Here is a 22,527-nt window from a genome sequence, read left to right on the forward strand (position 1 = left end):
CATAACTTCTTCTTTTATTTTTTTAGACTAATGTCTTCACTAATCCTCATGCGTTTCGATATTCAGATATTCAGGTTCAATACAAAATTCTTAAAACTGACTATCCTCAAAAGTAAGCCGTATAGAACCTGACTAGTATTTCTCTAAAACAATCTACAAAACCATTTCCTAACATGTTACTCTTTTCTTTGTGCTCTATATTCTAATTAAAAGGGAACAGATGACTTGAATTCTTAACTACTCTAACCTAATTAATCTTAAAACCAATCTTATTCCCTTTTTATCATAACTTCTTCTTTTATTTTTTTAGACTAATGTCTTCACTAGTCCTCATGCGCTTCGGTTTTCAGGTTCAATACAAAATTCTTAAAACAGACTATTATTTCTCTAAAACAATCTACAGAACCATTTCCTAACATGTTACTCTTTTCTTTGTGCTCTATATTCTAATTAAAAGGGAACAGATGGTTTGAATTCTTAACCACTCTAACCTAATTAATCTTAAAACCAATCTTATTCCCTTTTTATCATGGCACTTTTATATTTTTCAATCTATCGTTTTCTTTTTTAATGCTCCTATTCAGACTAGCCCCTTCGCTATTCTCTATACTTTTTAATAGCCGAGTTACTATTTTTTATAGTTATTTATTAGTTATTCTTTTTTATTATAAACTCATCTTGACTTATTTATGATTTAAAACAACTATGCCTACCCATAGGTAGTATTTAGACCTTGCTTATTTTTTAAATTTATAGCTATAGCAATCACTACAAAAAAATAATTTCAATAAAAAAGTACAAGATGAGTTATGTAATTAATACAACAAAAAATAAAATCGGGTGGGTTTTCTGTAAGAAAAAATTTATATATAAGAAGTTTATTAAAATCAGCTACCTCAGCTTTTTCTGGCTGGCTAGCTCGAAGCAGATATATACAGGTGTTTCGCTGGTTTCACCCCCAATTAATTCGCCTACAGGTTTTTACCTAAAATATCAAAAACCAAAATACCGTATTTAGAATCTCGTTTTATTTATTATACACTATTTTTACAATAAGGAATTTATAAATTTTGTGATTTCACGGGAACGCAAACTCTTCGAGATCCTCCGAATTTTTCATTTGAAAAACCTACTTCCCTTAAAAAAGTTACGTTGTACCCACATCTTTTAAGGAAGGTTTCTATTTTAACGTGAACTTCGGCGTTAACTAGAACAGATAAATAACATTTATACACCTGATAAACAGTTATTTGTAAATATAGACAGAACTAAGCGTGAGTGACGAGACATTTCATAAAGATAAGATTCCTACTCGAACAACCTTAAGACGAATTCTTTTCGATTCAACAAAACTTATGTTGAACGTTATTGAATTACAAAATAGACTTTGTACTAAAGATAGTAAGTAAAACGTGCCTAGAAACTAGGCATGACTGCCCCATTTCTATGTGTCTTTTAATTTATTATTTGATTCTTAAAAAACTAAGGATATCCCTTAATTTTCGGTAGGCCACTTTTTTATGGTCTTTAACCGTATTGATAGATATAGATAGTTCATTAGCTATTTCGTTATTCGTATAGTCTTCTATACTCAATCTAATAACTTGGGCTGCTTTATCTGGTAATTTATTGATGGCCTTTTCTATAACACTGGTTGTTTCTATAACTACAGCTTCAGACATATAGAACTCTTCGGTATCGTACATTTCTATATTTGCAAGCTCATAACGCTCTGTAAGTTTATAGCTTTTACTTTTTAGATAATTGAGACTTCTATTTTTTACAGCTTTATAAAAAAATCCTGTTGCATGATTTTCGTTTTCAAAAGAGATTTCATCTTCCCAAACTTTAACAAAAACCTCTTGAACAATATCTTTCGATATTTCCAAATCGTTAAGGTATTTATATGCAAATACACAAAGCTGTGGATATAAGCTTTCAAAAAGCTTTTTGAAACTTTTTAGTGTAAATTTTTTTTCGCCTTCCCTCATTGGCTCTGTAAGAAATAAGATTCGCTAAACTAAGTAATTATTCATTAATCTTGTAAAAATGTACGCAATTATTTGCTAATTTCCTGAAAAAAATAAACATATATATTCTCAAAAGATTTTAAATTTCCAATAAAAATATAATATATTAAAACAGTAAAAAACAAACTAGGCTCTTAACTAATTAATTTACAAAGGGATGCAAATATAAAAAAATACCAGTTATTTAATAATAAATTAAACTCTATTTGTATCTTTTTTGTATACTCCTTAATCTCCAAAAGAACCATTTTTGTATTAAAAATAAGAATTATGTGTCGTTTCAAACTTATATAAGTAGCTTATTTCCTACGTTAAAACGATTAAAAACCTCTAATTTTTAAAAACCGAAACGCATTGATAGCATAATCAGTCTAAAAAGGTTTTCTATAAACTTGATAATATTCTTTTAAGTTTTTTATATGATGGTTATTCATTTACTTCTTAAAATGATTCAATATCAATTTAACTTGATCAAATATTTTATCCTAATTATTATTTAAAATAAGCTATAAATAATTTGAATTATATATTGTTCAGATAAGATAGGAATTACGACAATTGTCGGAGTCGAAGAATCTTAAAAATAAAGCAATAAAATTTATGAGATTCAGAAGGAGGAACGACTGAGTAGGTTTTAAATAAAACATTCATAAGTTTACTTATAGATATACTTGTGTTTAATAATAGTTAAATTTAACTATTAAATTTCAGGTATAGTATGTCGCTAGGCTAAACTATATCTTAACTGATTAAATTGCCTATCGGTAGATCTACGGATTTAAGGCAACGCCTCTTTTCTATTAAAAATTTAATATGATTTTTTAAAATCTATAACTTGTCCGCTTAATAGTCTATTACAGGTTATGGTTAAATCTTCATTACCGTCATAATTTATGGTAAATACACTTTCTTGATTTGGCATTAAGGTTTTAAGGGATGTTGTAGATTTGTTACCGTTAATTGAAAGGTATGTATCGTAATAAATAGGTGCTGTTCCTATGTTTTTTACTGTTAGCAAAGATTTATTATCGGTCTTTTCAAATTTTGTTATTTCAAATTTATATCCTGTATTGATACTGGCCTCTTTTATTCTATCTGACGTTTGATATTCATATTGATCGTTTCCAATCATATATGAAATATGAAATCTGTTTGCAAATGACTCGTATGATTCTCCGTGAGGCCCATTTGGCGATAATACATTTTGCTGATCATAGTCTGTGTAATAATTAAATTCGCCTCCTATAGCTGCGTTTTGATATCTAGTTGTACCAAAGAAATTAAAACGGGGTTCGTTTACTTCTCCATGTTCTTCGCTCATAAAGGAATCATCAAATATTCCAAAAGGGATGTCTAATAGTGACGTGTTAGTACGTAAAGGCGTTACGTTAGTGTCTTCGGCATCAATAGAAATAGACCAATGTAAATTATTAAATACGGCATCTAGTTTATTTAAAAATGTTATTTGATAGTCTTTTGAAGGGAATGTTTCTCCTAATATAAAAGGGCCATCATAAATATGGTATTCTGCCCATAAACCAAAACCAACTTGTAAAAAAGCTAATCTGTTATCGTCATCATAACGTTCGGCAAATTTTTCAAAAAATGCTAATGTAAAGTCTTTTAATTCTTGATGCGACCAATCTGGAAACCATGTTTCTTTATTTTCACTTAGTCCTTTAGTTTCATTATAATCGGGTAATTCTTTTATGTATTTTGGAACGGATGTTAGTTCTCCCACATAGGCATATCTAAACCGAAGAATAGCTTGATGATTTCTTGAGGCTATGGCGTTTAATTTATCTTCAACAACTGTCCAGTCATAAACACCTTCTTCAGAAACGATATCTTCATAAAGCATATATGAGTATTCTAAAGTATGGGCTCCCGAACTAGCATTTGTATTACCATCCCACACCACAATACCTGTCATGGGCTGCACATTTTCAAATTCAGAAACACCTCCTTCGTTTAAAATCGGACTTTCAACAATAGTATCGTCATTAACATTGTCGCTTCCCCCACCACATGCAATAATAAAGCAGCCAAAACTTAAAACTATGAGTACTATTTTTTTCATAACTATTTATTTTCTTTTTTAAACAGGGCAAACCTATGCTTTCCTTTTTGATGCTTTTGCCACGAATTCACATTTTTTTTATTGCATTTTTTTTGACTTTTTTTATTTCTTAAAAATGGCTATTGGTTTTATAGAATTTAACTTGTAACAACTAGGGTTGCAAACTAAACCTTGAGCATCAAGCGATAATTTAAGACACGAATTACACAAATTTACACCAATAGCATCTCAATGTGTCTGAGATCTCTATGCCTAACATTAACACGAATCAGACTTACAGTCTGTCTTAGACCCGTACAGGTTTGAAATCTGCCGGTAGGCAGAAAAATTCGTGAAATTAGTGTCTACCTTTTTATATCGTATTATTTTTTAAGCATGTCTATTCATTATCTATATCTATCCATTAATATTTTTGGGTAAATCGTAACTGTTATATATTTGATTACTTTTCTTATGTATAGCACTACTTTTCTAAAAGTCTTTAATCTGAATAAATTTCGATTCATTTTCGGTTAAAAACAAAAAGTCAAGATGCCTTCATTTTATTTTTCAAACGCTAAATTTTTATATATGTTTTATTTTTATTCATATACCATAATAAGAGGTAAATAATCCCAAAGCCTCCAGCGGTAGCAAAAGCATTATAGTATGCTCCTAGATATTGCTCAAAACCAAAAAGTAATTCTTTTGCTATTTCTGGGAAGTTTATTACATGGGATATCATATAAGCAGTAATTGCATTTATACCAATAACTTTTAATGGTATCCCCCATTTTACATAGCCCTTAACATCTATAATCCAATAGAATATTGCTAATAATAGGAAGCATATTCCAGATGAAACTAATACAAAAGAGCTATTCCAAAGTTTTTTTACAATAGGATGCCATATATTTAATATTAATCCTAATACTACAGCTGCAATACCAATTAAAACAAGGTTCTGTGCTACTTTTTCTCTCGGTAATTTAGACCGAAGCACTTCTCCTGCAAACAAACCAGATAGTGTTGTGGCTATAAATCCTAAACCACTTAATAGCCATGTATATTGATAACCATCATCGAAGTCACCAAAAACAAATCTATCTATATAAATAGCAATATTCTTATCTGGTAATAATTCGCTATTACCACTACCAGGTACACCAGCAAACTCTAATAGTAAAGCATAAATAATAAGGCAAACCGCGAAGAGCATATATCTCGCTTTTTTACTTAAGTGTATATATACTACACACGAAAAGAAGTACCCTACAGCAATAGCTTGTAAGGTGTTACTAAAAATTTGGAATTCATTAATATCCAGATGCAATAGGTTTCCTTGAACGATCCACCCCAAAACGAATAATATTATAAAACGCTTTATTAAATGTGGATATAGTTTTGCTTTATTATCAATTTCTTGAACTCTTCTTTCCATAGAAAAAGGAATCACCACACCAACAACGAAAAGAAAAAGAGGCATAACAATATCGTAAAAATGAAAACCAAACCATTCTGGGTGTGAAAACTGAGTCGCTAAAGTGTTTGTAAACGCTGTTTGTGAGCCTTCATGTAAATCTGCAAAAAAACGATCTGCAAAAATAATCATGAGCATATCGAAGCCTCTTAAAACATCGATAGACATTAAGCGATTGTTTGTTTTTGTAATTGTTTTATTCATTTTTAATCTAAAAATTTTCTGATCCTTGGGTCGGGTCTGTCTGCTGGTAAAGGCAGGGTTCTATTTATGGCTCTTTTGAAGCCTTTATAACTGCTTTTTTGACTGTTCTGGGTGAGGTAACATACAAAAATAAGTAGTGTCATTCTATGTTTGCAAAAGGTTGGTGTCATTCAGAGACCTGAGATAAAAAAATATCAAGTGGAGGAAATGACGTTATTGAGTATGGTCAGGTTAGTAGTTTTTTTTCATTCCTGCGAAGGCAGGAATCCACATGATCGAATATTTTTAATGTTATGAAAAACAACGTCTTAAAAAATAACGTCAATGGTAGGAGGTACGACTGAAGAATCTTTATCATTAATCTCTAAAGATTCTTCGCTGCGCTCTGAATGACAAGTGATTAAAAATTAAGCATTTATAAAAAACGTCAATGATAGCAAAGCGAAGAATCTTAAAAATGAAGCTTTTAAAATTTATAAGATTCTTCAGTCGTACCTCCTTCTGAATGACATTTAGAGATTCTTCATGGTATTCAGAATGACACTTTTTAGACAACCTCAAAGGTTATTTTATTTTAGTTTTATTTCGATAGAAGAACCATCTCTGTCTTCTGGATAAAACTCGGTACCCCAATTTAACCACATTCCAAAATTAATAGTTTCACCTGTTGCTCCAAGTAAACTTTTAGGCAATCTCATTTCTAAAGCATTAGTCTCGTCATCAATAATGATTACCCCACTTGTTTCAAAGGTGGGATCTAATCCTATCCAATTCCATGTAAAACCACCGCCAGTACCTGTATGGGTGTAGAAACTGCCTTCTCCAGGTGCTAGGGAACCTTCAAATAAATAATCAGCACCAATATTCCATGCTTCATTATATCCAGTTCCATTATCTTCATCTATATTAAAAAGCATATCTACAATATCCAATGTCATATCTGGGTCTCCTTCTAAATAAATATCGATATTAGCTCCTTTGGTATAATACTTCATTTTTTTGATAACGCCTGATGGAAATTCATTGGAAACGGGTACTACATCCCAGTCTTCAAAACCCCCATCTATATCGATATTTGCATTAATAACAATCGGAGCTATAATCGTTTTAGAAACATAAGCTTCGGCTCCAGATTCACCAATTGCTGTTAATGTAACTGTAAGTTCTCCTCCAACAATATCGTAGTTGTAAACAGGATTTTCTTCTTCGGAATAAAAGTAAAGATCGCCAAAATCCCATCTGTAGCTTGTTGCACCTTCTGAAAGGTTAGTAAATGTAAATTCACTCTCATCATTAGAAAATGAAAAGTCTGCTATAATACCTTCATTTGAAGTTGTTTCAGTATCGTCTGATCCACAACCTGCAAGTAGTGAAACAGCCAATAAACAGTAGAAAAAATTTAGTTTTTTCATAATAAATTTATTTAGAGATTAAATAGTTTTAATTAATAATTAATGTGTGTTGTAAATCATTGAGACCTTCTGTTGATTCCCAAGTATCTGTATTTGCTAATTGTATTGAATATTCTGGTCGGTCTGACAAAGTATCATGGGCATCTTCTATTTTTAAAAGCAATTGATAATTTCCAGACGGAATTCCAGAAAGACTAACAGACTCGTTTAAATCGTAATCTATAGCTGGAACAACTTTTCTAATATCAAAGTTTAATACTTTCTTATAAATTGTGCCATCGCTAACGGCTCTGAATATTAAAAATGTATTCTTAGCATTGTAAACTGGTGCAAAACCAACATTGTCTATAATCGTGTTTAGATCAAAGCTACCGTTAGACGTTGCTTCTTTTTTTAAACTAGCAGATTTTAATACCAGTCTATAACCTAGTTCTTTTTGAAAATCTGTAAAACAACTATTATTTCTCCATACGTTTAATACGGGTCCATAATAATCAAGATTTAAATAGGTCCATTTTAGTAAAGACATCTCTGTATCTGCGGTTGCGCAACTTGCTGTTGGAATACCACTTGGAGGACAGGTTTCTCCTCCTGTTGGAACAAAGAGTGCTTCTTTACTTATATAACTTTTTTCTATAGCAACATCATTGTAGGTTCCATAATCGTCTACGCTTGCTAAAAAGCAATCATTATGAAAACCAACGCGCGCCATATCGCTTGTACCATAACCAACATCGGCTCCTATGGCTGTTGTATAATCAAAAATTTCTTGTTTATATCCTGGTGTTCTCAATTGAATTTTTATACTTTCTGGGAATGCTTCTAACAATTTGTTTAATACTGCTGTTCTATTTTCTGTTGTATTTAAATCATTTGTTGTTGTATGCCATTCTCCCCAAGACCCTATAAAACCTGCTTGTACAAAAGCAATCACATCTGCATGATCTTCAAAAATGGTTTTTAATTGATCTAAATGAGATTCAATGATATTAAGCGGTGCATCGGTATCGCTTTGATTACTGTTATAAGCAAAACGTAAAACACATTTTACACCAGCTTCTCTTAGGTTTTCAAAATCTGTTTTTATTAAATCTAATTGCGCTGTGCTTAAATCTGAATCTTTAAAAGCATCTAAATAATACAACCGTAAAATGATAGTAACATTTTCATTCATTAAACTTTGAAGTGTAACCAAGCTAAGTGGCGTACCTTCTGAAGCAACACTCCATGTGTGCATGAACCCACGTTCTGGATTTGAAATAACCGCGTTTGATGCTGTATAAGTAATATCACTTACAGTCTCATCAACAGGTACTTCATCATCATCTGAAGAAACACTATCGCTACCACAGCTAATAATTGCACAAACAATTATAAATGTTAAAAATTTATATTTCATATTCATTTTTTTATGATTGCTAACAACTAATAGCTGTCTTTAATCCAATTATAAGGCTTTCTTTTCACCCAGTTACCTCTAGTGAAATCTGGAAAGTCTTGTGGTGCGCCATTATTTTCTATAGAAGCTTCAGATAGTGGTGTAATAGCACTCCATGCTGCTGCATCATAAGCGTCCATGGGTGGTGCCACGTTTAATTTTGCCGCTTCTACAAAAGCATGCATCACAAAGAAATCCATACCACCATGTCCAGCGCCATTGGCTAATTCACCATACTTTTGCCATAATGGATGATCGTATTTTTTTAACCACGCATCAGCTGCATCCCATTCATGAGGTTTTGTTTTTCCGTCGATATGAATTCTATTACCATCAACTTCCCACAAACCATTGGCACCTTGCACTCTAAACCCTAAGGAGTATGGTCTTGGTGAATTGGTATCGTGTGTTACAATTATAGATTCTCCATTCGTTGTTTCAATGGTAGATGTAATGACATCACCTAGCTTAAATTTTATCTTTGCATTTGGATGATTTTCACCTCCATGCTTAACAATATAATTATGTAACCCAACACCTTTAGTAGCTGTAGAGGTTAACGTCATGAACCTATTCCCTCGGTTGATATCAGACATTGCTGCTATTGGACCGATACCATGCGTAGGGTATATATCTGCATTTCTTAAAACGGAATGTTGTGTTCGCCACACAGATTCTGAAATACCTTTTTCTCCAAACTCAACACCTTTACCATAGGCCGTTTTTCCGTCATTAAATTTAACATGTCGTAAATCATGTTGATACCCACATCTAAAATGGAGTAATTCTCCAAAAACATCTTGTTTAACCATATTTAATACAGCCATAATGTCTCTTCGGTAGTTTACATTTTCAAGAATCATTAAATGCGTTCCTGTTTGCTCATGTGTATTTACAAGATCCCAACATTCTTCCATGGTATTTGCTGCGGACACTTCTAAACCTGTATATTTACCCGCTTTCATGGTATCTTTAGCCATACGTGTATGCCATAACCAAGGTGTAGAAATTACAACGGCATCTACTTCTTCTAAAGCAAGAAGGTTTTTGTAATCGTAATCATCTTTACCAAAAATTAACGGTTTTTTATACCCTTTTTTTGTAATGAGCTCTGTTGCAAGGTTTGTTCTTTTAGGATCTATATCGCAAATTGCTATAATATTGATATCGTCTCTTAGTAACAGGTTTTTTAAATGATTTGTGCCACGTAAACCAACACCAATCATTCCTATTTTTAATTTATCTGCATTATTATTTCCATGTATTCCAAAAGTAAACCCTGGAAGTAATGAAACTCCTGTTCCTAGTATGGCTGTTTTTTTGATAAAGTCTCTTCTAGAATCCATTATTTCTCCACTTTTATATTATATTTTAATAGTATTATCTTTAGAAAAAGGGTTGTTTGTACTTACTCTCAAAAAATAACAAGACAACCCTTTCATCAAACTAACTAAACTTAATTATAACCTGAGTTTTGTATGAACAACCCTTTACCTTCACTTATTTTACTTAATGAAAAAGGGAATAACGCTTTGTAATCGGCACTTTGACTAGCGGCGCCATTTAAATCATTCGCATATTCAGTGTATTTGCCATGTCTAATTAAATCCGAACGGTATTGTCCGTTTTCACACCAATACTCATGAGATCTTTCTAATAAAATCATGGTATTAAAAGTATCTATATCTGCATAGTCTGCTAATTCAATTGGATCTATCTGTGCTCTTTCTCTAACAATATTAATTAAATCTATAGCCTCTTGAGTTGGTACATTTGTTTTATTTGCTAATGCTTCAGCTTTAGATAATAGTACATCTGCATATCTGTATAAAATAATATCAACTGTTGTTAAATCTGTATCTCTATCTGCATCTTCTGCTATTTTAAGAGGCAAAGGGCCTAATTGTAAAAATGTTCCAGGGTTTGATCTGTTATAAATAATCTCATCTGTACCTTCATATTCTGCTATTAAGTTTGTTTTACGAATATCGCTGGCTTCAAACGAATCATAGAATGCCCAAGAACTTTGTATGGTACCAAAACCACCTCGGTTAGGATAATTACTTGGTAAAACCATTAATTGCCATTGGTTTTCGCTTGTTCCATCACCATCTGCCGGAACCGAAAATATCACTTCTTTACTCTCAACTGGAGCTTCTACATCCCATAAACCAACATAATCATCTTCTAACTCATAGTATCCCATAGCTATTATTTCATTAGCCTGTGTCTCTACATCTTCCCATCTTTTTTCATGCAGGTACAATCTAATTAATATCATTCTAGCCATACCTTGGCTAAATCTACCGTAATCGGCTTCACTAGGGCTTGGTAAATCTTCAGCAGCATCTAGTAAATCTTGCTCTATAAAACTTACCATTTCTGCATTTGTAAGTTTAGCTAAAGGTTCTTCGGCTAAAGGGTTTTGTAAGATTTCTAAAGGAGCCACTACAAAAGGGCCATACATATCGAAAAGTTCGTAACTTAATAATGCTCTGGCACATTTAATTTCTGCAATACCTCGTTTTCTTAAATTATCGTTAGCAGAAGACCCTTCAATGGCTGCTATGTTCAAAGTCATTTCGCTAATTTTATTGTAAAAATCATCATAAAACCTTGTAATATCTGATGATGTAGGATTGTAACTATGTAAGGTTTGTACTTGTTGAATACCATAAGGTCCTTGTAGAATCTCTGTAGTTGCATCTAGCATAAACATTAATCCGCGCTCTGATGTTGAATGAATACCGTTCGCCCAAGAACCTCTTAAAGGATAGTATGATCCTATAACCAAAGCTTCAATATCAGATTCAGATTGGGGAAATAAAGTTGGGTTAATTTCTGAATTATCAACATAATCTAAATCAGGACTGCAAGCCAGCACAAAAGTCACTAAAATACTTAGTAAGCCAATTTTTAAATTTTTCATGTTTTTATTTTTTAAAATTTTAAGTCTATACCTAATGTGTATGTTTTAACGTTTGGATAAGCTGCTACTAAATTAGAGGCATCTCTATCTGTGTCCACCAATCTAGGATCGAATCCATTTGTTTCCGGGTCTACACCACTGTAAGGTGTTATAACAAATAAGTTTTGAGCATCAAAACGTATTGCAGCACTATTAACTAGTTTACCTACCCATTTTGATGGTAGCGTATACGACAGCGATAAGTTTTGAAGTCTTATAAACCATGCGTCTTGCAAGAAGAAATCTCCTGAGTCCCATTCTGAAAAACCAAAATGTGATCCTGGTCTGGTATTTGTTGGGTTATCTGGCGTCCATCTATCATATACACTTGTTAGTGCATTTCGTCCATTTGAGGCAACTGGTAATGCTGTTACTCCTAAAGCAAAATCTGTTTGGTCTATTATTTGTCTTCCAAACATGCCATTAAAATGAAAGTTAAGTTGAAAGCCTTTATAGCTTATAGAGTTACTAAAACCTGCAATAAAATCTGGATCGGAAGTACCTAACAATACAATATCTGCTTCATCTATAATACCATCTGGAGCACCTGTTCTTAAGAATACACCATTTTCATCTACTAAAGGATCGCCAGTAATCTCACCACCTACTCTAGAAAAACCATTAACGTCTTTAATTTTTATTTGCCCTGGTACTAAACCGTCTTGTGCTGGAACAACATCTCCAATTTGCATAACTCCGTCTGACAGATATGAAAATTGACTACGAATAGGGTCGTTTACATTCTCATAAACTTCTGGTTTCCAATCTGGAGCTCTTTCTTTCCAGGTATCTTTAAATTTAGAAAAGGTAAATGTACTCTGCCATTTAAAATTATCAGTTTCTACGTTTACTGTAGATAATGTAAATTCAATACCTTTACTTTCTGTAGAACCAACATTTGCAATTATTTCATTTACGGCTTGAAATGAGTTAAGTGGTTTTATTTGAAGGAGATCTGAAATTTCTTTACTATAAACCTCAAGTGATCCTGAAATTCTCCCGTCAAAAAAACCAAAATCAAGACCTAAATTTATTTCTTTAGTAGTTTCCCACTTTAAATCGGGGTTATCTAATGTATTTGCTATCACTCCTGTTAAAACAGATTCATCTGGACCTAAATAGGCAGACAGTGGTAATAGGGAACCAAAAGCACTACCATCTATAGCAGAATTTCCTGTTTCTCCATAACCAACCCTTAGCTTTAATAAAGATATTTTATTACTTAAATTTTTGATAAATGGCTCTTCTGATACATTCCACGCTAAAGCCATAGATGGAAAAATACCATATTGTCTATCTTGAAAAAATACGCTACTGCCGTCTCTACGCACCGTAGATGTTAAAATGTATCTGCCTTTATAGATATAATTTAATCTTCCAAAAAAAGAAACAACATTACTTTCAATCAACGATGAAGCTACTGTTCTTCCCGATTCTCCAATACCTAAATTGTTAAATAAAAAGGAATCTGTAAGAAAGCCTGTAGCGCTACTAGAAGAACCTAGCTCTTCAGATTTTTGCCTTTCATAACCTGCTAATAAATTAAAATCGTGATTGTCTCCTAATCTTTTTGAATAATTTAAAGTAAAATTAAAAGTACGGTCATTCAATTCGCTTTTATTAATTGATGCGCTACTATTTACCAAATCACCATATAATGTTGTTTTAGGTAAATAAGCATTTCTAACACTATTCCCTTTATCAATTCCAATTTGGAAACGCCCAATAAGCCCTGGTAAAGGTTTAACCTCCAAATAAAAATTTGTTAACGTTCTGTCTATAATACCTTCATCTGTAATAGTTAGTAGTGAAAATGGATTCGGTTCTAATGCATTATCCGGATTAATTGGATAATTACCAAACTCGTCAATAGCTTGAATATGTGGTCCATATTGTATCGCAGATCGCACTAATCCAGAATTTTCAAATTGATCTCCTCCTAGCTGGCTATTTTCATTGTTAATTCTACTTATACTAAGATTCATACCTAAACTTAAAAAATTATTAAGTTTTTGATCTAAATTAAATCTTAATGATGCTCTATCGAACCCAGAGTTTTTTAGAACACCTTTCTGTTCGTATAAATTCCCAGACATATAATACTTCGTGGTTTCTGTACCTCCTCTTAAAGATAAGTTATGCTGCTGCGTACTACCATCTCGGGTTACTAAATCTAACCAATTTGTTCCTTGTCCTGCATTATTAATTTCATCATCTGAATAAAATCTTGTAAAAGCAGTACCAAAAACAGGATCTTCAATGGCTTCCTCAAGCGTTGTATTACCATATGGAAATACGCCATTTAAAAATTCCCAATTTTCTCTTGCTGCATCATTTCGCAACTGCATCCATTCTGGTAAAGCTATAATATCGAAACTATCTGCGTACGCTTGAAATGAGTATGACGTTGAATAATCTACTTGTACTTTCCCAGACTTCCCCTTTTTAGTAGTTAGTATAATAACACCATTTGCAGCTCTTGCTCCATAAATTGATGTCGCACTAGCATCTTTTAAAACAGATATTGATGCTATATCATTTGGGTTGAAAGAATTCAAAATACTTTGTGTTCCACCGCTATATTTATTACCACTATCTGGTTGTTGAAATTCATTAACTGGAAATCCATCAAGAATTATTAGGGGGTCATTACTGGAATTAACAGACCCTGCACCTCTAATTTGTATATCTAATCCGCCACCTGGTTGTGCACTATTTTGAGTAATTTGTAAACCCGAAACTTTACCTCTAAGTACATCTCCAACTGAAGGTGAAGATGAAAGCACTAGTTCTTCTGTTTTAACTGTAGAGATTGCACCTGCTACATCTTTCTTTCTTTGAGTACCATATCCAATTACCACCACTTCATCTAAACTTGCATTATCTGTTACTAATGCTGCATTTATAGTAGATTGACCATCAATTGCTATTTCTTGTGTTACAAAACCCAGATAAGAAAAAACCAATGTTGTTGCGCCATTAGAAACATGGAGCGTATACTTACCATCAAAATCTGTTGAGGCTCCGTTATTTGTTCCTTTTACTAAAACTGAAGCTCCTGGAAGTGGTATGCCAGCATCATCGGTAACGGTTCCCTTAATTATTATTTCCTGGTTGCTAATAGTCTCTATTTTTAAAGAAATATTAGAGTTCAACGAATATGTATTCGCATTTATTTGCGTTAAAGAGCATATGAATACTAATAAGATTAGCTTCATTCTTAAATCAAATTTAAATTCATTACTCTTTATGCCGAGTAGCGTCTTGATTTTTTTCATATTTTTGCTATGATTTTATTTATTAGAGATTAAATTAAGTCACTTATGATAACCGGAAAATGCTGCAACATTTTTCGGTTTTTAAGTTAATGTCTGTTAGCGTTAAAGTCTTTTCATAATTCATTTTTAAGTGGTTTTAGTTATTTTAGCTTTAAGTTGTTTTATTTAATCATTTAAATGACCGCTTCTATTTCATTAATAAATCTTTCTGCTAAATCGGTTGCATTCTTTTTAGATTTCCCCTCGGTATATATTCTAATTATAGGTTCTGTATTTGATTTTCTCATATGAACCCATTCGTTTTCAAAATCAATTTTAACACCATCAATAGCATTTACTTCTTCATGGTTATATTTATTGGCAATGGTCTCTAAAATTTTATCGACATCAATTTGTGGTGTTAATTGAATTTTATTTTTACTTGAGACGTAATTCGTATAGCTATCTCTAAGTTGTTTGCAAGACATTTTTATAGTTGCCAAATGCGATAAAAATAAAGCGACACCAACTAAGGAGTCTCTTCCGTAATGTGATTCAGGGTAAATAATACCGCCGTTACCTTCACCTCCGATAACGGCATTTGTAGATTTCATTAGCGCGACAACATTGACCTCTCCAACCGCGCTGGCTTGGTGTTTGCATCCATGTTTTTCGGTGATATCTCTTAAGGCTCTGGAAGAAGACAAATTAGACACAGTATTCCCTTTTGTTTTTCCAAGAACATAGTCTGCACAAGCTACAAGCGTGTATTCTTCTCCAAACATAGAACCATCTTCATTAACCAGTGCCAACCTATCTACATCTGGGTCTACAACAATTCCGAAATCTGCTTTTTCTTTGACTACCAGGTTAGAAATATCTGTTAAATGTTCTTCTAAAGGCTCTGGGTTATGCGGAAAATGACCATTTGGCTCACAATATAGCTTAACACATGCTACACCTAATTTTTCTAGCAATGCAGGAATGGCAATACCACCTGTAGAATTTACAGCATCTACTACTACTTTAAATTTAGCAGCTTTTATGGCCTCTATATCAACTAATTCTAAACTTAAAACTTTTTGGATATGTCTATTAATATAATCCTTTTTTATTGAATATGTTCCTAAATCATCAACTTCTGAAAATTCGTAAAAACTATTTTCTACAAATTTTAAAACCTCAGCGCCATCGTTTGCGTTTAAAAACTCTCCTTTATTATTCAATAATTTTAAAGCATTCCATTGTTTTGGATTGTGACTTGCTGTTATAACAATACCGCCATCTGCCTCATCAAGCACCACTGCAACTTCTACCGTTGGTGTTGTAGATAAACCAATGTCTGTTACATTAATACCTAAACCAATAAGCGTGTTGCTTACTAAATTGCTTACCATTTCTCCAGAAATTCTAGCATCTCTTCCTACAATAACAGTTAATTTATCTTTGGTTGTTTGTGTTTTTAACCACATACCATAAGCCGAAGCAAACTTTACGATATCAATAGGTGTTAGGTTATTATCTGCATGACCTCCTATAGTTCCTCTAATTCCTGATATTGATTTTATTAATGACATCTGTTTTTTACTTAAATTAAAATTTCCATCTAACAAATGCTTCCATCGCTGCATAATGTGATAAGCCTAGTTGATCGTATAAATCTGCAGTTTCTTTATTTCTATCTTCGGCACGTTGCCAAAATTCTCTACTATCGGAGCCTTGAAATACCACGCCGTCCTTTTGCGATTGGTGTTTAAAAATACCTTTCCTCTTTTCAAGAACTTGATCGGGTCCCATAGGAACTGCCATTTCAATCTCGTCAATCCCCCATTCTTTCCATGCACCTCTATACAACCACACCCAACAGTCTTTCATAAATGGTTTTTTCTTTAATTTTTTAACGGCTTCAAAAACGGCATCTAAACATACTTTATGCGTACCATGCGGGTCTGCTAAATCGCCTGCGGCATATATTTGATGTGGTTTTATTTTTTCAATAAGGTTTATAGTTATTTTAATATCTTCTTCACTTAAAGGTTTTTTATCAATAGCCCCCGTTTCATAAAAAGGGAGTTCCATAAAGTGGATTTGATTTTCTGGAATACCTACAAAACGACAGGTAGCTTGGGCTTCTCCTTTTCTTATGAGGCCTTTTATATACCTTACTTCAGGAATATCTATTTCACTTACTTTTTTGTTTTCAAGAAATTTTATGGCTTTTTTATAAATGGTTTCTGCCTCTTTATTTTCTATTTCAAACTTGTTATTATAATCACAAACAAAACTGGCAAATCGTAATGCTTCACTATCGTCAACCGCAATATTTCCAGAAGTTTGATACCCTACATGTACTTCATGCCCCTGCTCTTGTAATCGTTTGAAAGTGCCACCCATACTAATGATATCATCATCTGGATGCGGACTAAAAATCAGCACGCGTTTTTTTATAGGATCTGCACGCTCGGGTCTGTTACTATCATCCGCGTTGGGTTTGCCTCCAGGCCACCCTGTAATAGTATGCTGTACTTTATTGAAAATTTTTATGTTAATATTATAGGCTGGTCCCGAATCTGCTAACAAGTCACTCATGCCGTTTTCAATATAATCGGCATCGGTAAGCATTAATATGGGTTTCTTTATATGAAGTGCTAAACCCAGTACCGCTTTCCTGATTATTTTATCAGTCCATACAATTTCTTCAACTAACCAAGGGGTGTTAATTCTTGTCAATTTTGAAGAGGCTTCTTGATCAATGATAAAAGTGGCATTATTATGTTCTTGTAAAAACGAAGCAGGCACTTGGTTAGTAACAGGGCCTTCAACCGAGGCGTTAATAATTTTAGCTTTTCGTTCGCCCCAAGCCATTAATATAACCCGTTTGGCTTCCATTATTTTTTTAACACCTAATGTAATAGCGGTTCTAGGAGTATTGCTCAATCCTCCAAAATCACCACTTGCTGCAACTCTTGTGATATGATCTAAGGCCACCAAACGTGTTTTAGAATTTTGCAAAGACCCCGATTCGTTGAATCCGATATGTCCATTGCCTCCAATGCCCAATATCTGTAAATCGATACCTCCAACAGCTTTAATTTTAGCTTCATATTGGTTACAATAATTAGCAATCTCTTCTTTTGGCAATGTTCCGTCTGGAATGTGAATGTTCTCTGGCAATATATCAACGTGATTGAACAGCAACTCTTTCATAAATCGCACATAACTATTTACAGAATCGGGTTCCATTGGGTAGTATTCATCCAAATTGAAAGACACTACATTTCTAAAACTCAGACCTTCTTCTTTATGCATGCGCACCAGTTCTGCATATAAACTTTTAGGAGAAGATCCTGTAGCTAAACCTAATATACAAGGTTGTTTTTGTGCTTGTTTTACCCTAATAAGGTCAGCCATTTCTTTAGCTACCGCTTTTGATGCTGTAGATGAGTTTTCAAAAACTACGGTCTCGATCTTTTCGAACCTTTTTTCAAAACCTGTTGCGCTATCTATTGTACTTTTTAACATTACTTAATTTTCTTTTTTTATAAAATGGTTGCTTTGATTTTTTTCCAAACTTTTGTTAATAAAACACCAGAAATTGCAGTTACAACAGTGAGTGCCATGGCATAATTATAATCGCCATAAATCCAATATCCTGTGGCAAACATGCAGCTATAAATTAACACACAACCGAGAAGCATGGCCAAAATACCAGAAGGAACGCTCCAGCCTTCACCAGAATCTACTAGTGTTATATTTTCGGCTTTGGCATCGTTAAGCACCTTAGTCCATCCTGGACCACCTGGTTGAATTTTTTTGTAAAAACTTTGAAGTACGTCCTTACTTTCTGGTTGTGTGATATAGGTTGCTATTAACCAAATTATTGTAGTGACTAAAACAACGAAGGGATATTCTAAATAGTCTTGGAAAATACCTGTTTCTGAATTAAAAAGATAAGCTCCAACAGGTGTTAATTTTAATAGTATTGAAATAATACCAGATGCAAACATCGCTGTAATTTCACTCCAAGCATTGATACGCCACCAAAACCAGCGTAAAATAAATATAAGTCCTGTACCAGCGCCAAAGACTAATAAAACTTCAAATAATTGTAAAGCATTTTGTAATAATAATGCTAATATGGCGCTAAACACCATTAGGATAACTGTTGAGATTCTACCAACGGCTACCAATCGTTTTTCTGAAGCGTCTGGATTGATTTGTTGTTTATAAAAATCGTAAACAATATAGGATGACCCCCAATTTAGTTGTGTTGAAATGGTACTCATATAGGCAGCAATTAAAGACGCCAGCACCAAACCAAGTAAGCCACTTGGTAATTTAGTAAGCATGGCAGAATACGCCAAATCATGTCCTAATTTATCATTGGCTATATTAGGGAATGCTTCTTGAATACTTGCTAAATCTGGAAAGACTACTAACGATGCTAGTGCTACAAGAATCCATGGCCACGGACGTAATGCATAGTGCATAATATTAAAGAAAAAAGTAGCTCCTATGGCATGGTTTTCGTCTTTTGCTGCTAACATACGTTGTGCAATATACCCACCACCACCAGGCTCGGCTCCTGGATACCAAGAACTCCACCATTGTACTGCTAAGGGTATAATTAATAAGGTTATTAATGCTTGTTTATCACTAAAATCTGGTAGTATAGACAACTTGCCTGCAACATGTTCGTTAGACATCATGGCTTCTATACCCCCTACTTCTGGTAAGTTTACTAAATAATAAGCTGCTCCAATAGCACCACCCATGGCCACAAAGAATAAAACAAAATCTGTATAGACCACGCCTTTAAAACCTCCCAACGCACTAAATACTACTGTAACAAGACCAGCACTAATAACGGTTTGCCAGGGCTCTAACCCCAACATAATACCACCTATTTTAATGGCCGCCAGTGTTACTGCAGACATCGTAATCACATTGAAAATAACGCCTAAATAAATGGCTCTGAATTTTCTTAAGAAAGTAGCAGGTTTACCACCGTATCTAAATTCGTAAAATTCGATATCGGTATTTACATTAGATTTACGCCATAATTTGGCATATACAAAAACGGTTAGCAATCCTGTTATTAAAAATGCCCACCATACCCAATTACCAGATACACCGTTAGTTCTAACAATATCGGTCACTAAATTTGGTGTATCTGTTGAAAAGGTTGTTGCCACCATAGAAACTCCTAATAACCACCAAGGCATCGTTCTGCCAGAAAGAAAAAACTCTGAGGTATTTTTACCCGATTTCTTGGAAACATAAATGCCTATAGACAGCGTTACTGTAAAAAACAGTATTATTAATGTGTAATCTAATGTGCTTAAGGACACCATATTTTTATTGCTTTATTATTAATTGGTTATAACTAATGGTTGCTTCCAGACCTTGTTGCTGTAATGTATAATCTGGTTTAAAACCTAATTCTTTAAACTTTTTTGAACTTGTTATGGCATGTTTTATAACTCCATAAATTATTAGAGAGGTATCTAAAAAAACTTGATTATGTAAAGTCTCTGTTATATGGCTTCTTATAAAACCAGTATCTCCTGTAATAATATATTTCGTCATCATTATTTTATTATCAATTATGTTTTAATACTGCATTCACTGCCAAACCCCAATCTAAATTGACAAAATGCTTTTTTAAATATTCTTTTACTGCAACGATATCTTCCTTTGCTGTTAAATCTGGTACATGCTCTGCAAAGGGAATTCCTTTTACGTCTTTAGGATACTCTTTTACGACATTCAACAGCACTGTAGGCAACTCTTTTTCATCTCTTTCTGGATGTACGGGACAATCTTTTAAATATTGATATAACACATCTCCCTGAAACTTAAAAGCGTTCATACTAACTCTTACTTTTCCTTCTGCGTCTTTGGATTTACTAACCGTGTTTGGTTCTGGTTTTTCAATAATGTCTATGAGATGATTTTCATTATCTAATATTGCAATGGCAAAACGTGAAATACGTTCTGAAGGAAACTCTAACGAATCACGATCATAACTTATAAAAGCATTCGGACTTTTAGTCGTTCTTAAAGCATGTAATGCTTCTGTCGAATATAAGTTGTCACTATTACAAACGGTATAAAACTCAGAATTCAATTCTGGGTATTGTTCTACGGCCTGGAATAATGCATCTGCTGTACCAAATGGTTTCACTCTCTCTTTAGGGATATACTGTACTGCAAAAGAGATATTTAGCCCATGAAAATCATTATTCTTTTTCTTATTACCATAGAATTCTTGAAAAAGGGATCCGTTTTCACTAATAATTATGTATACATTTTTATAGCCTGCTTCTTTTGCATTATATAATAAATAGTCTAATAACGGCCTCCCTTCTGGGCCTACGCCTATTAAACCTTTACTTCTTTTGTTAGCTTGCTCAACTTCCTCTTCTGTTAAATTTTTAGCATCTGTTTGCTTTTTCATTCGGGATGAAGCGCCTCCTGCTAATATGATTAAATTAGTATGCATATTATACGTTTACCTTTTTAGTTGTGTTTATTATTCTTGCGCCAGGATCTACCGATACTTGATACGCATCTTTTCCTCCAGCATTTTTAATACCTTCTATAATTTGTTGTTCTTTACCTTGTGGCGCTAAAGCAACAATACTACCACCGCCGCCAGAACCAACTATTTTAGCTCCTAACGCACCAGCACCTAATGCTCCTTCTATCATAGCATCAATAGTTGGAACTGTAATTTTTAAAGCATTTTTTAAGATATTATGATGTTCGGTCATTAAGGCTCCTAGCTTCTTGAAATCTGGATACTCTTTTTTAAATTCAACCAAAGCTTTTCTTGTGATATCATGATTTATAACAGCAGCATGAAAATAGGGTTGTAAAGTATCTGGTATGTAGTTCAAATACTTTTTTAAATCTTCTCTTTTTGCCTTTTTTATATCAAAGTCTTTAATTTCTTTTTTTACACAGAAAATAGCTTCCCAAGCTTTTTCTCTTAATTTACTTAAAAGTCCTACGGTTTCTTTAGGGATTCCAGACTCACCAATTATAAGACCTTCTAAAGGGCTGTTAATTATTTCATATGAAAAATTATCTCCCGTTTCTACATAAACAATATTACCTAAGCCGATACTGTATTGATCCATTTTACCTCCTGGTGCTCCTTGTTCTAAAACTTCACCCTCATAGGCCATTTGAGATATAAATTCAGGGGTTACATCTGCAGTAACTCCATAGGCTTCGATTAAAAAGTACACCCACGAAACAACAACAGCAGACGAACTTGAAGTTCCTGCATTAATTGGTAAGGTTCCTATTATTTCAATATCGTAACCTTTATTAGGAATACAACCATGCCGCTTTAAAACTCTAAGAGCATATAACAAATGATCTCCTTTAGAAATCGTCGTTGTATCATCATCAATATGTATTATTCGCTTTTCATTAATATCTGGTGTGTTGATATTTAATGTTCGTCCGCCATTTTCAGTAGCTGTTAATTTTATATTAAGACTTATGGCACAGGCTATTATTGGCAAACCTAAATAATCCTGATGGTCTCCAAATAAGCATGTTCTTCCTGGCGCTATTGATATAATTTCTTTCATTTAAATTGGAACAATTTTGATTTTAAAACAGATGTTAACATTACTTTTTTGTTAATAAATCATCCTTTTTAG

At 33.3% G+C, this 22,527-nt stretch carries 14 protein-coding genes; all 14 read right to left on the minus strand.

What is annotated here, in order from left to right:
- Positions 1–1,463 precede the first annotated feature (1,463 nt).
- The 14 genes from Q4Q40_RS09200 to Q4Q40_RS09265 all read right to left on the minus strand — a co-directional run bounded on the left by Q4Q40_RS09200 (position 1,464) and on the right by Q4Q40_RS09265 (position 22,455).
- Positions 1,464–1,991: an RNA polymerase sigma-70 factor gene (locus Q4Q40_RS09200; protein ID WP_303301502.1), complete on the minus strand. Its 528-nt coding sequence runs from the start codon at positions 1,989–1,991 to the stop codon at positions 1,464–1,466.
- 847 nt (positions 1,992–2,838) lie between these two features.
- The gene (locus Q4Q40_RS09205; protein ID WP_303301503.1) at positions 2,839–4,110 is read right to left on the minus strand and encodes a hypothetical protein; all 1,272 of its coding nucleotides are present in this window, start codon (positions 4,108–4,110) and stop codon (positions 2,839–2,841) included.
- 556 nt (positions 4,111–4,666) lie between these two features.
- A complete protein-coding gene (locus Q4Q40_RS09210) occupies positions 4,667–5,773 on the minus strand; it encodes an acyltransferase family protein (RefSeq protein WP_303301504.1) in 1,107 nt (368 codons plus the stop codon).
- Between the two features lie 569 nt (positions 5,774–6,342).
- Positions 6,343–7,185, minus strand: a complete 843-nt coding sequence (locus Q4Q40_RS09215; RefSeq protein ID WP_303301505.1) for a hypothetical protein — start codon at positions 7,183–7,185, stop codon at positions 6,343–6,345.
- Positions 7,186–7,213: 28 nt separating this feature from the next.
- The gene (locus Q4Q40_RS09220) at positions 7,214–8,584 is read right to left on the minus strand and encodes a DUF4832 domain-containing protein (RefSeq protein WP_303301506.1); all 1,371 of its coding nucleotides are present in this window, start codon (positions 8,582–8,584) and stop codon (positions 7,214–7,216) included.
- A gap of 26 nt (positions 8,585–8,610) precedes the next feature.
- Positions 8,611–9,969 carry a Gfo/Idh/MocA family protein gene (locus tag Q4Q40_RS09225; protein WP_303301507.1) on the minus strand — a complete coding sequence of 453 codons (1,359 nt, stop codon included), beginning with the start codon at positions 9,967–9,969 and terminating at the stop codon, positions 8,611–8,613.
- 110 nt (positions 9,970–10,079) lie between these two features.
- Positions 10,080–11,552, minus strand: a complete 1,473-nt coding sequence (locus Q4Q40_RS09230) for a RagB/SusD family nutrient uptake outer membrane protein (protein WP_303301508.1) — start codon at positions 11,550–11,552, stop codon at positions 10,080–10,082.
- A gap of 11 nt (positions 11,553–11,563) precedes the next feature.
- Positions 11,564–14,869: a SusC/RagA family TonB-linked outer membrane protein gene (locus tag Q4Q40_RS09235; RefSeq protein WP_303301509.1), complete on the minus strand. Its 3,306-nt coding sequence runs from the start codon at positions 14,867–14,869 to the stop codon at positions 11,564–11,566.
- A 173-nt stretch (positions 14,870–15,042) separates the two neighbouring features.
- The gene (glmM, locus tag Q4Q40_RS09240; protein ID WP_303301510.1) at positions 15,043–16,425 is read right to left on the minus strand and encodes a phosphoglucosamine mutase; all 1,383 of its coding nucleotides are present in this window, start codon (positions 16,423–16,425) and stop codon (positions 15,043–15,045) included.
- A 16-nt stretch (positions 16,426–16,441) separates the two neighbouring features.
- Complete coding sequence (gene nagB / locus Q4Q40_RS09245; protein WP_303301511.1) at positions 16,442–18,370, minus strand: glucosamine-6-phosphate deaminase; 1,929 nt, start codon at positions 18,368–18,370, stop codon at positions 16,442–16,444.
- Between the two features lie 17 nt (positions 18,371–18,387).
- Complete coding sequence (locus Q4Q40_RS09250) at positions 18,388–20,202, minus strand: sodium:solute symporter family protein (RefSeq protein ID WP_303301512.1); 1,815 nt, start codon at positions 20,200–20,202, stop codon at positions 18,388–18,390.
- Positions 20,203–20,206: 4 nt separating this feature from the next.
- Positions 20,207–20,440 (minus strand): hypothetical protein, encoded by a 234-nt coding sequence (locus Q4Q40_RS09255; protein ID WP_303301513.1) that lies wholly within the window; start codon positions 20,438–20,440, stop codon positions 20,207–20,209.
- Between the two features lie 10 nt (positions 20,441–20,450).
- Complete coding sequence (locus tag Q4Q40_RS09260; RefSeq protein ID WP_303301514.1) at positions 20,451–21,353, minus strand: sugar phosphate nucleotidyltransferase; 903 nt, start codon at positions 21,351–21,353, stop codon at positions 20,451–20,453.
- Position 21,354: 1 nt separating this feature from the next.
- Positions 21,355–22,455: a GHMP family kinase ATP-binding protein gene (locus Q4Q40_RS09265; RefSeq protein ID WP_303301515.1), complete on the minus strand. Its 1,101-nt coding sequence runs from the start codon at positions 22,453–22,455 to the stop codon at positions 21,355–21,357.
- Between the last annotated feature and the right edge of the window lie 72 nt (positions 22,456–22,527).

This window comes from Flavivirga jejuensis (assembly GCF_030540765.1).
GTDB classification, from domain to species: domain Bacteria; phylum Bacteroidota; class Bacteroidia; order Flavobacteriales; family Flavobacteriaceae; genus Flavivirga; species Flavivirga jejuensis.

What these genes read in the sequence shown, in the direction of transcription:
- Q4Q40_RS09200 (WP_303301502.1), bottom strand. Translation starts at nt 1,991, where the DNA reads ATGAGGGAAGGCGAAAAAAAATTTACACTAAAAAGTTTCAAAAAGCTT.
- Q4Q40_RS09205 (WP_303301503.1), bottom strand. Translation starts at nt 4,110, where the DNA reads ATGAAAAAAATAGTACTCATAGTTTTAAGTTTTGGCTGCTTTATTATT.
- Q4Q40_RS09210 (WP_303301504.1), bottom strand. Translation starts at nt 5,773, where the DNA reads ATGAATAAAACAATTACAAAAACAAACAATCGCTTAATGTCTATCGAT.
- Q4Q40_RS09215 (WP_303301505.1), bottom strand. Translation starts at nt 7,185, where the DNA reads ATGAAAAAACTAAATTTTTTCTACTGTTTATTGGCTGTTTCACTACTT.
- Q4Q40_RS09220 (WP_303301506.1), bottom strand. Translation starts at nt 8,584, where the DNA reads ATGAAATATAAATTTTTAACATTTATAATTGTTTGTGCAATTATTAGC.
- Q4Q40_RS09225 (WP_303301507.1), bottom strand. Translation starts at nt 9,969, where the DNA reads ATGGATTCTAGAAGAGACTTTATCAAAAAAACAGCCATACTAGGAACA.
- Q4Q40_RS09230 (WP_303301508.1), bottom strand. Translation starts at nt 11,552, where the DNA reads ATGAAAAATTTAAAAATTGGCTTACTAAGTATTTTAGTGACTTTTGTG.
- Q4Q40_RS09235 (WP_303301509.1), bottom strand. Translation starts at nt 14,869, where the DNA reads ATGAAAAAAATCAAGACGCTACTCGGCATAAAGAGTAATGAATTTAAA.
- glmM (WP_303301510.1), bottom strand. Translation starts at nt 16,425, where the DNA reads ATGTCATTAATAAAATCAATATCAGGAATTAGAGGAACTATAGGAGGT.
- nagB (WP_303301511.1), bottom strand. Translation starts at nt 18,370, where the DNA reads ATGTTAAAAAGTACAATAGATAGCGCAACAGGTTTTGAAAAAAGGTTC.
- Q4Q40_RS09250 (WP_303301512.1), bottom strand. Translation starts at nt 20,202, where the DNA reads ATGGTGTCCTTAAGCACATTAGATTACACATTAATAATACTGTTTTTT.
- Q4Q40_RS09255 (WP_303301513.1), bottom strand. Translation starts at nt 20,440, where the DNA reads ATGATGACGAAATATATTATTACAGGAGATACTGGTTTTATAAGAAGC.
- Q4Q40_RS09260 (WP_303301514.1), bottom strand. Translation starts at nt 21,353, where the DNA reads ATGCATACTAATTTAATCATATTAGCAGGAGGCGCTTCATCCCGAATG.
- Q4Q40_RS09265 (WP_303301515.1), bottom strand. Translation starts at nt 22,455, where the DNA reads ATGAAAGAAATTATATCAATAGCGCCAGGAAGAACATGCTTATTTGGA.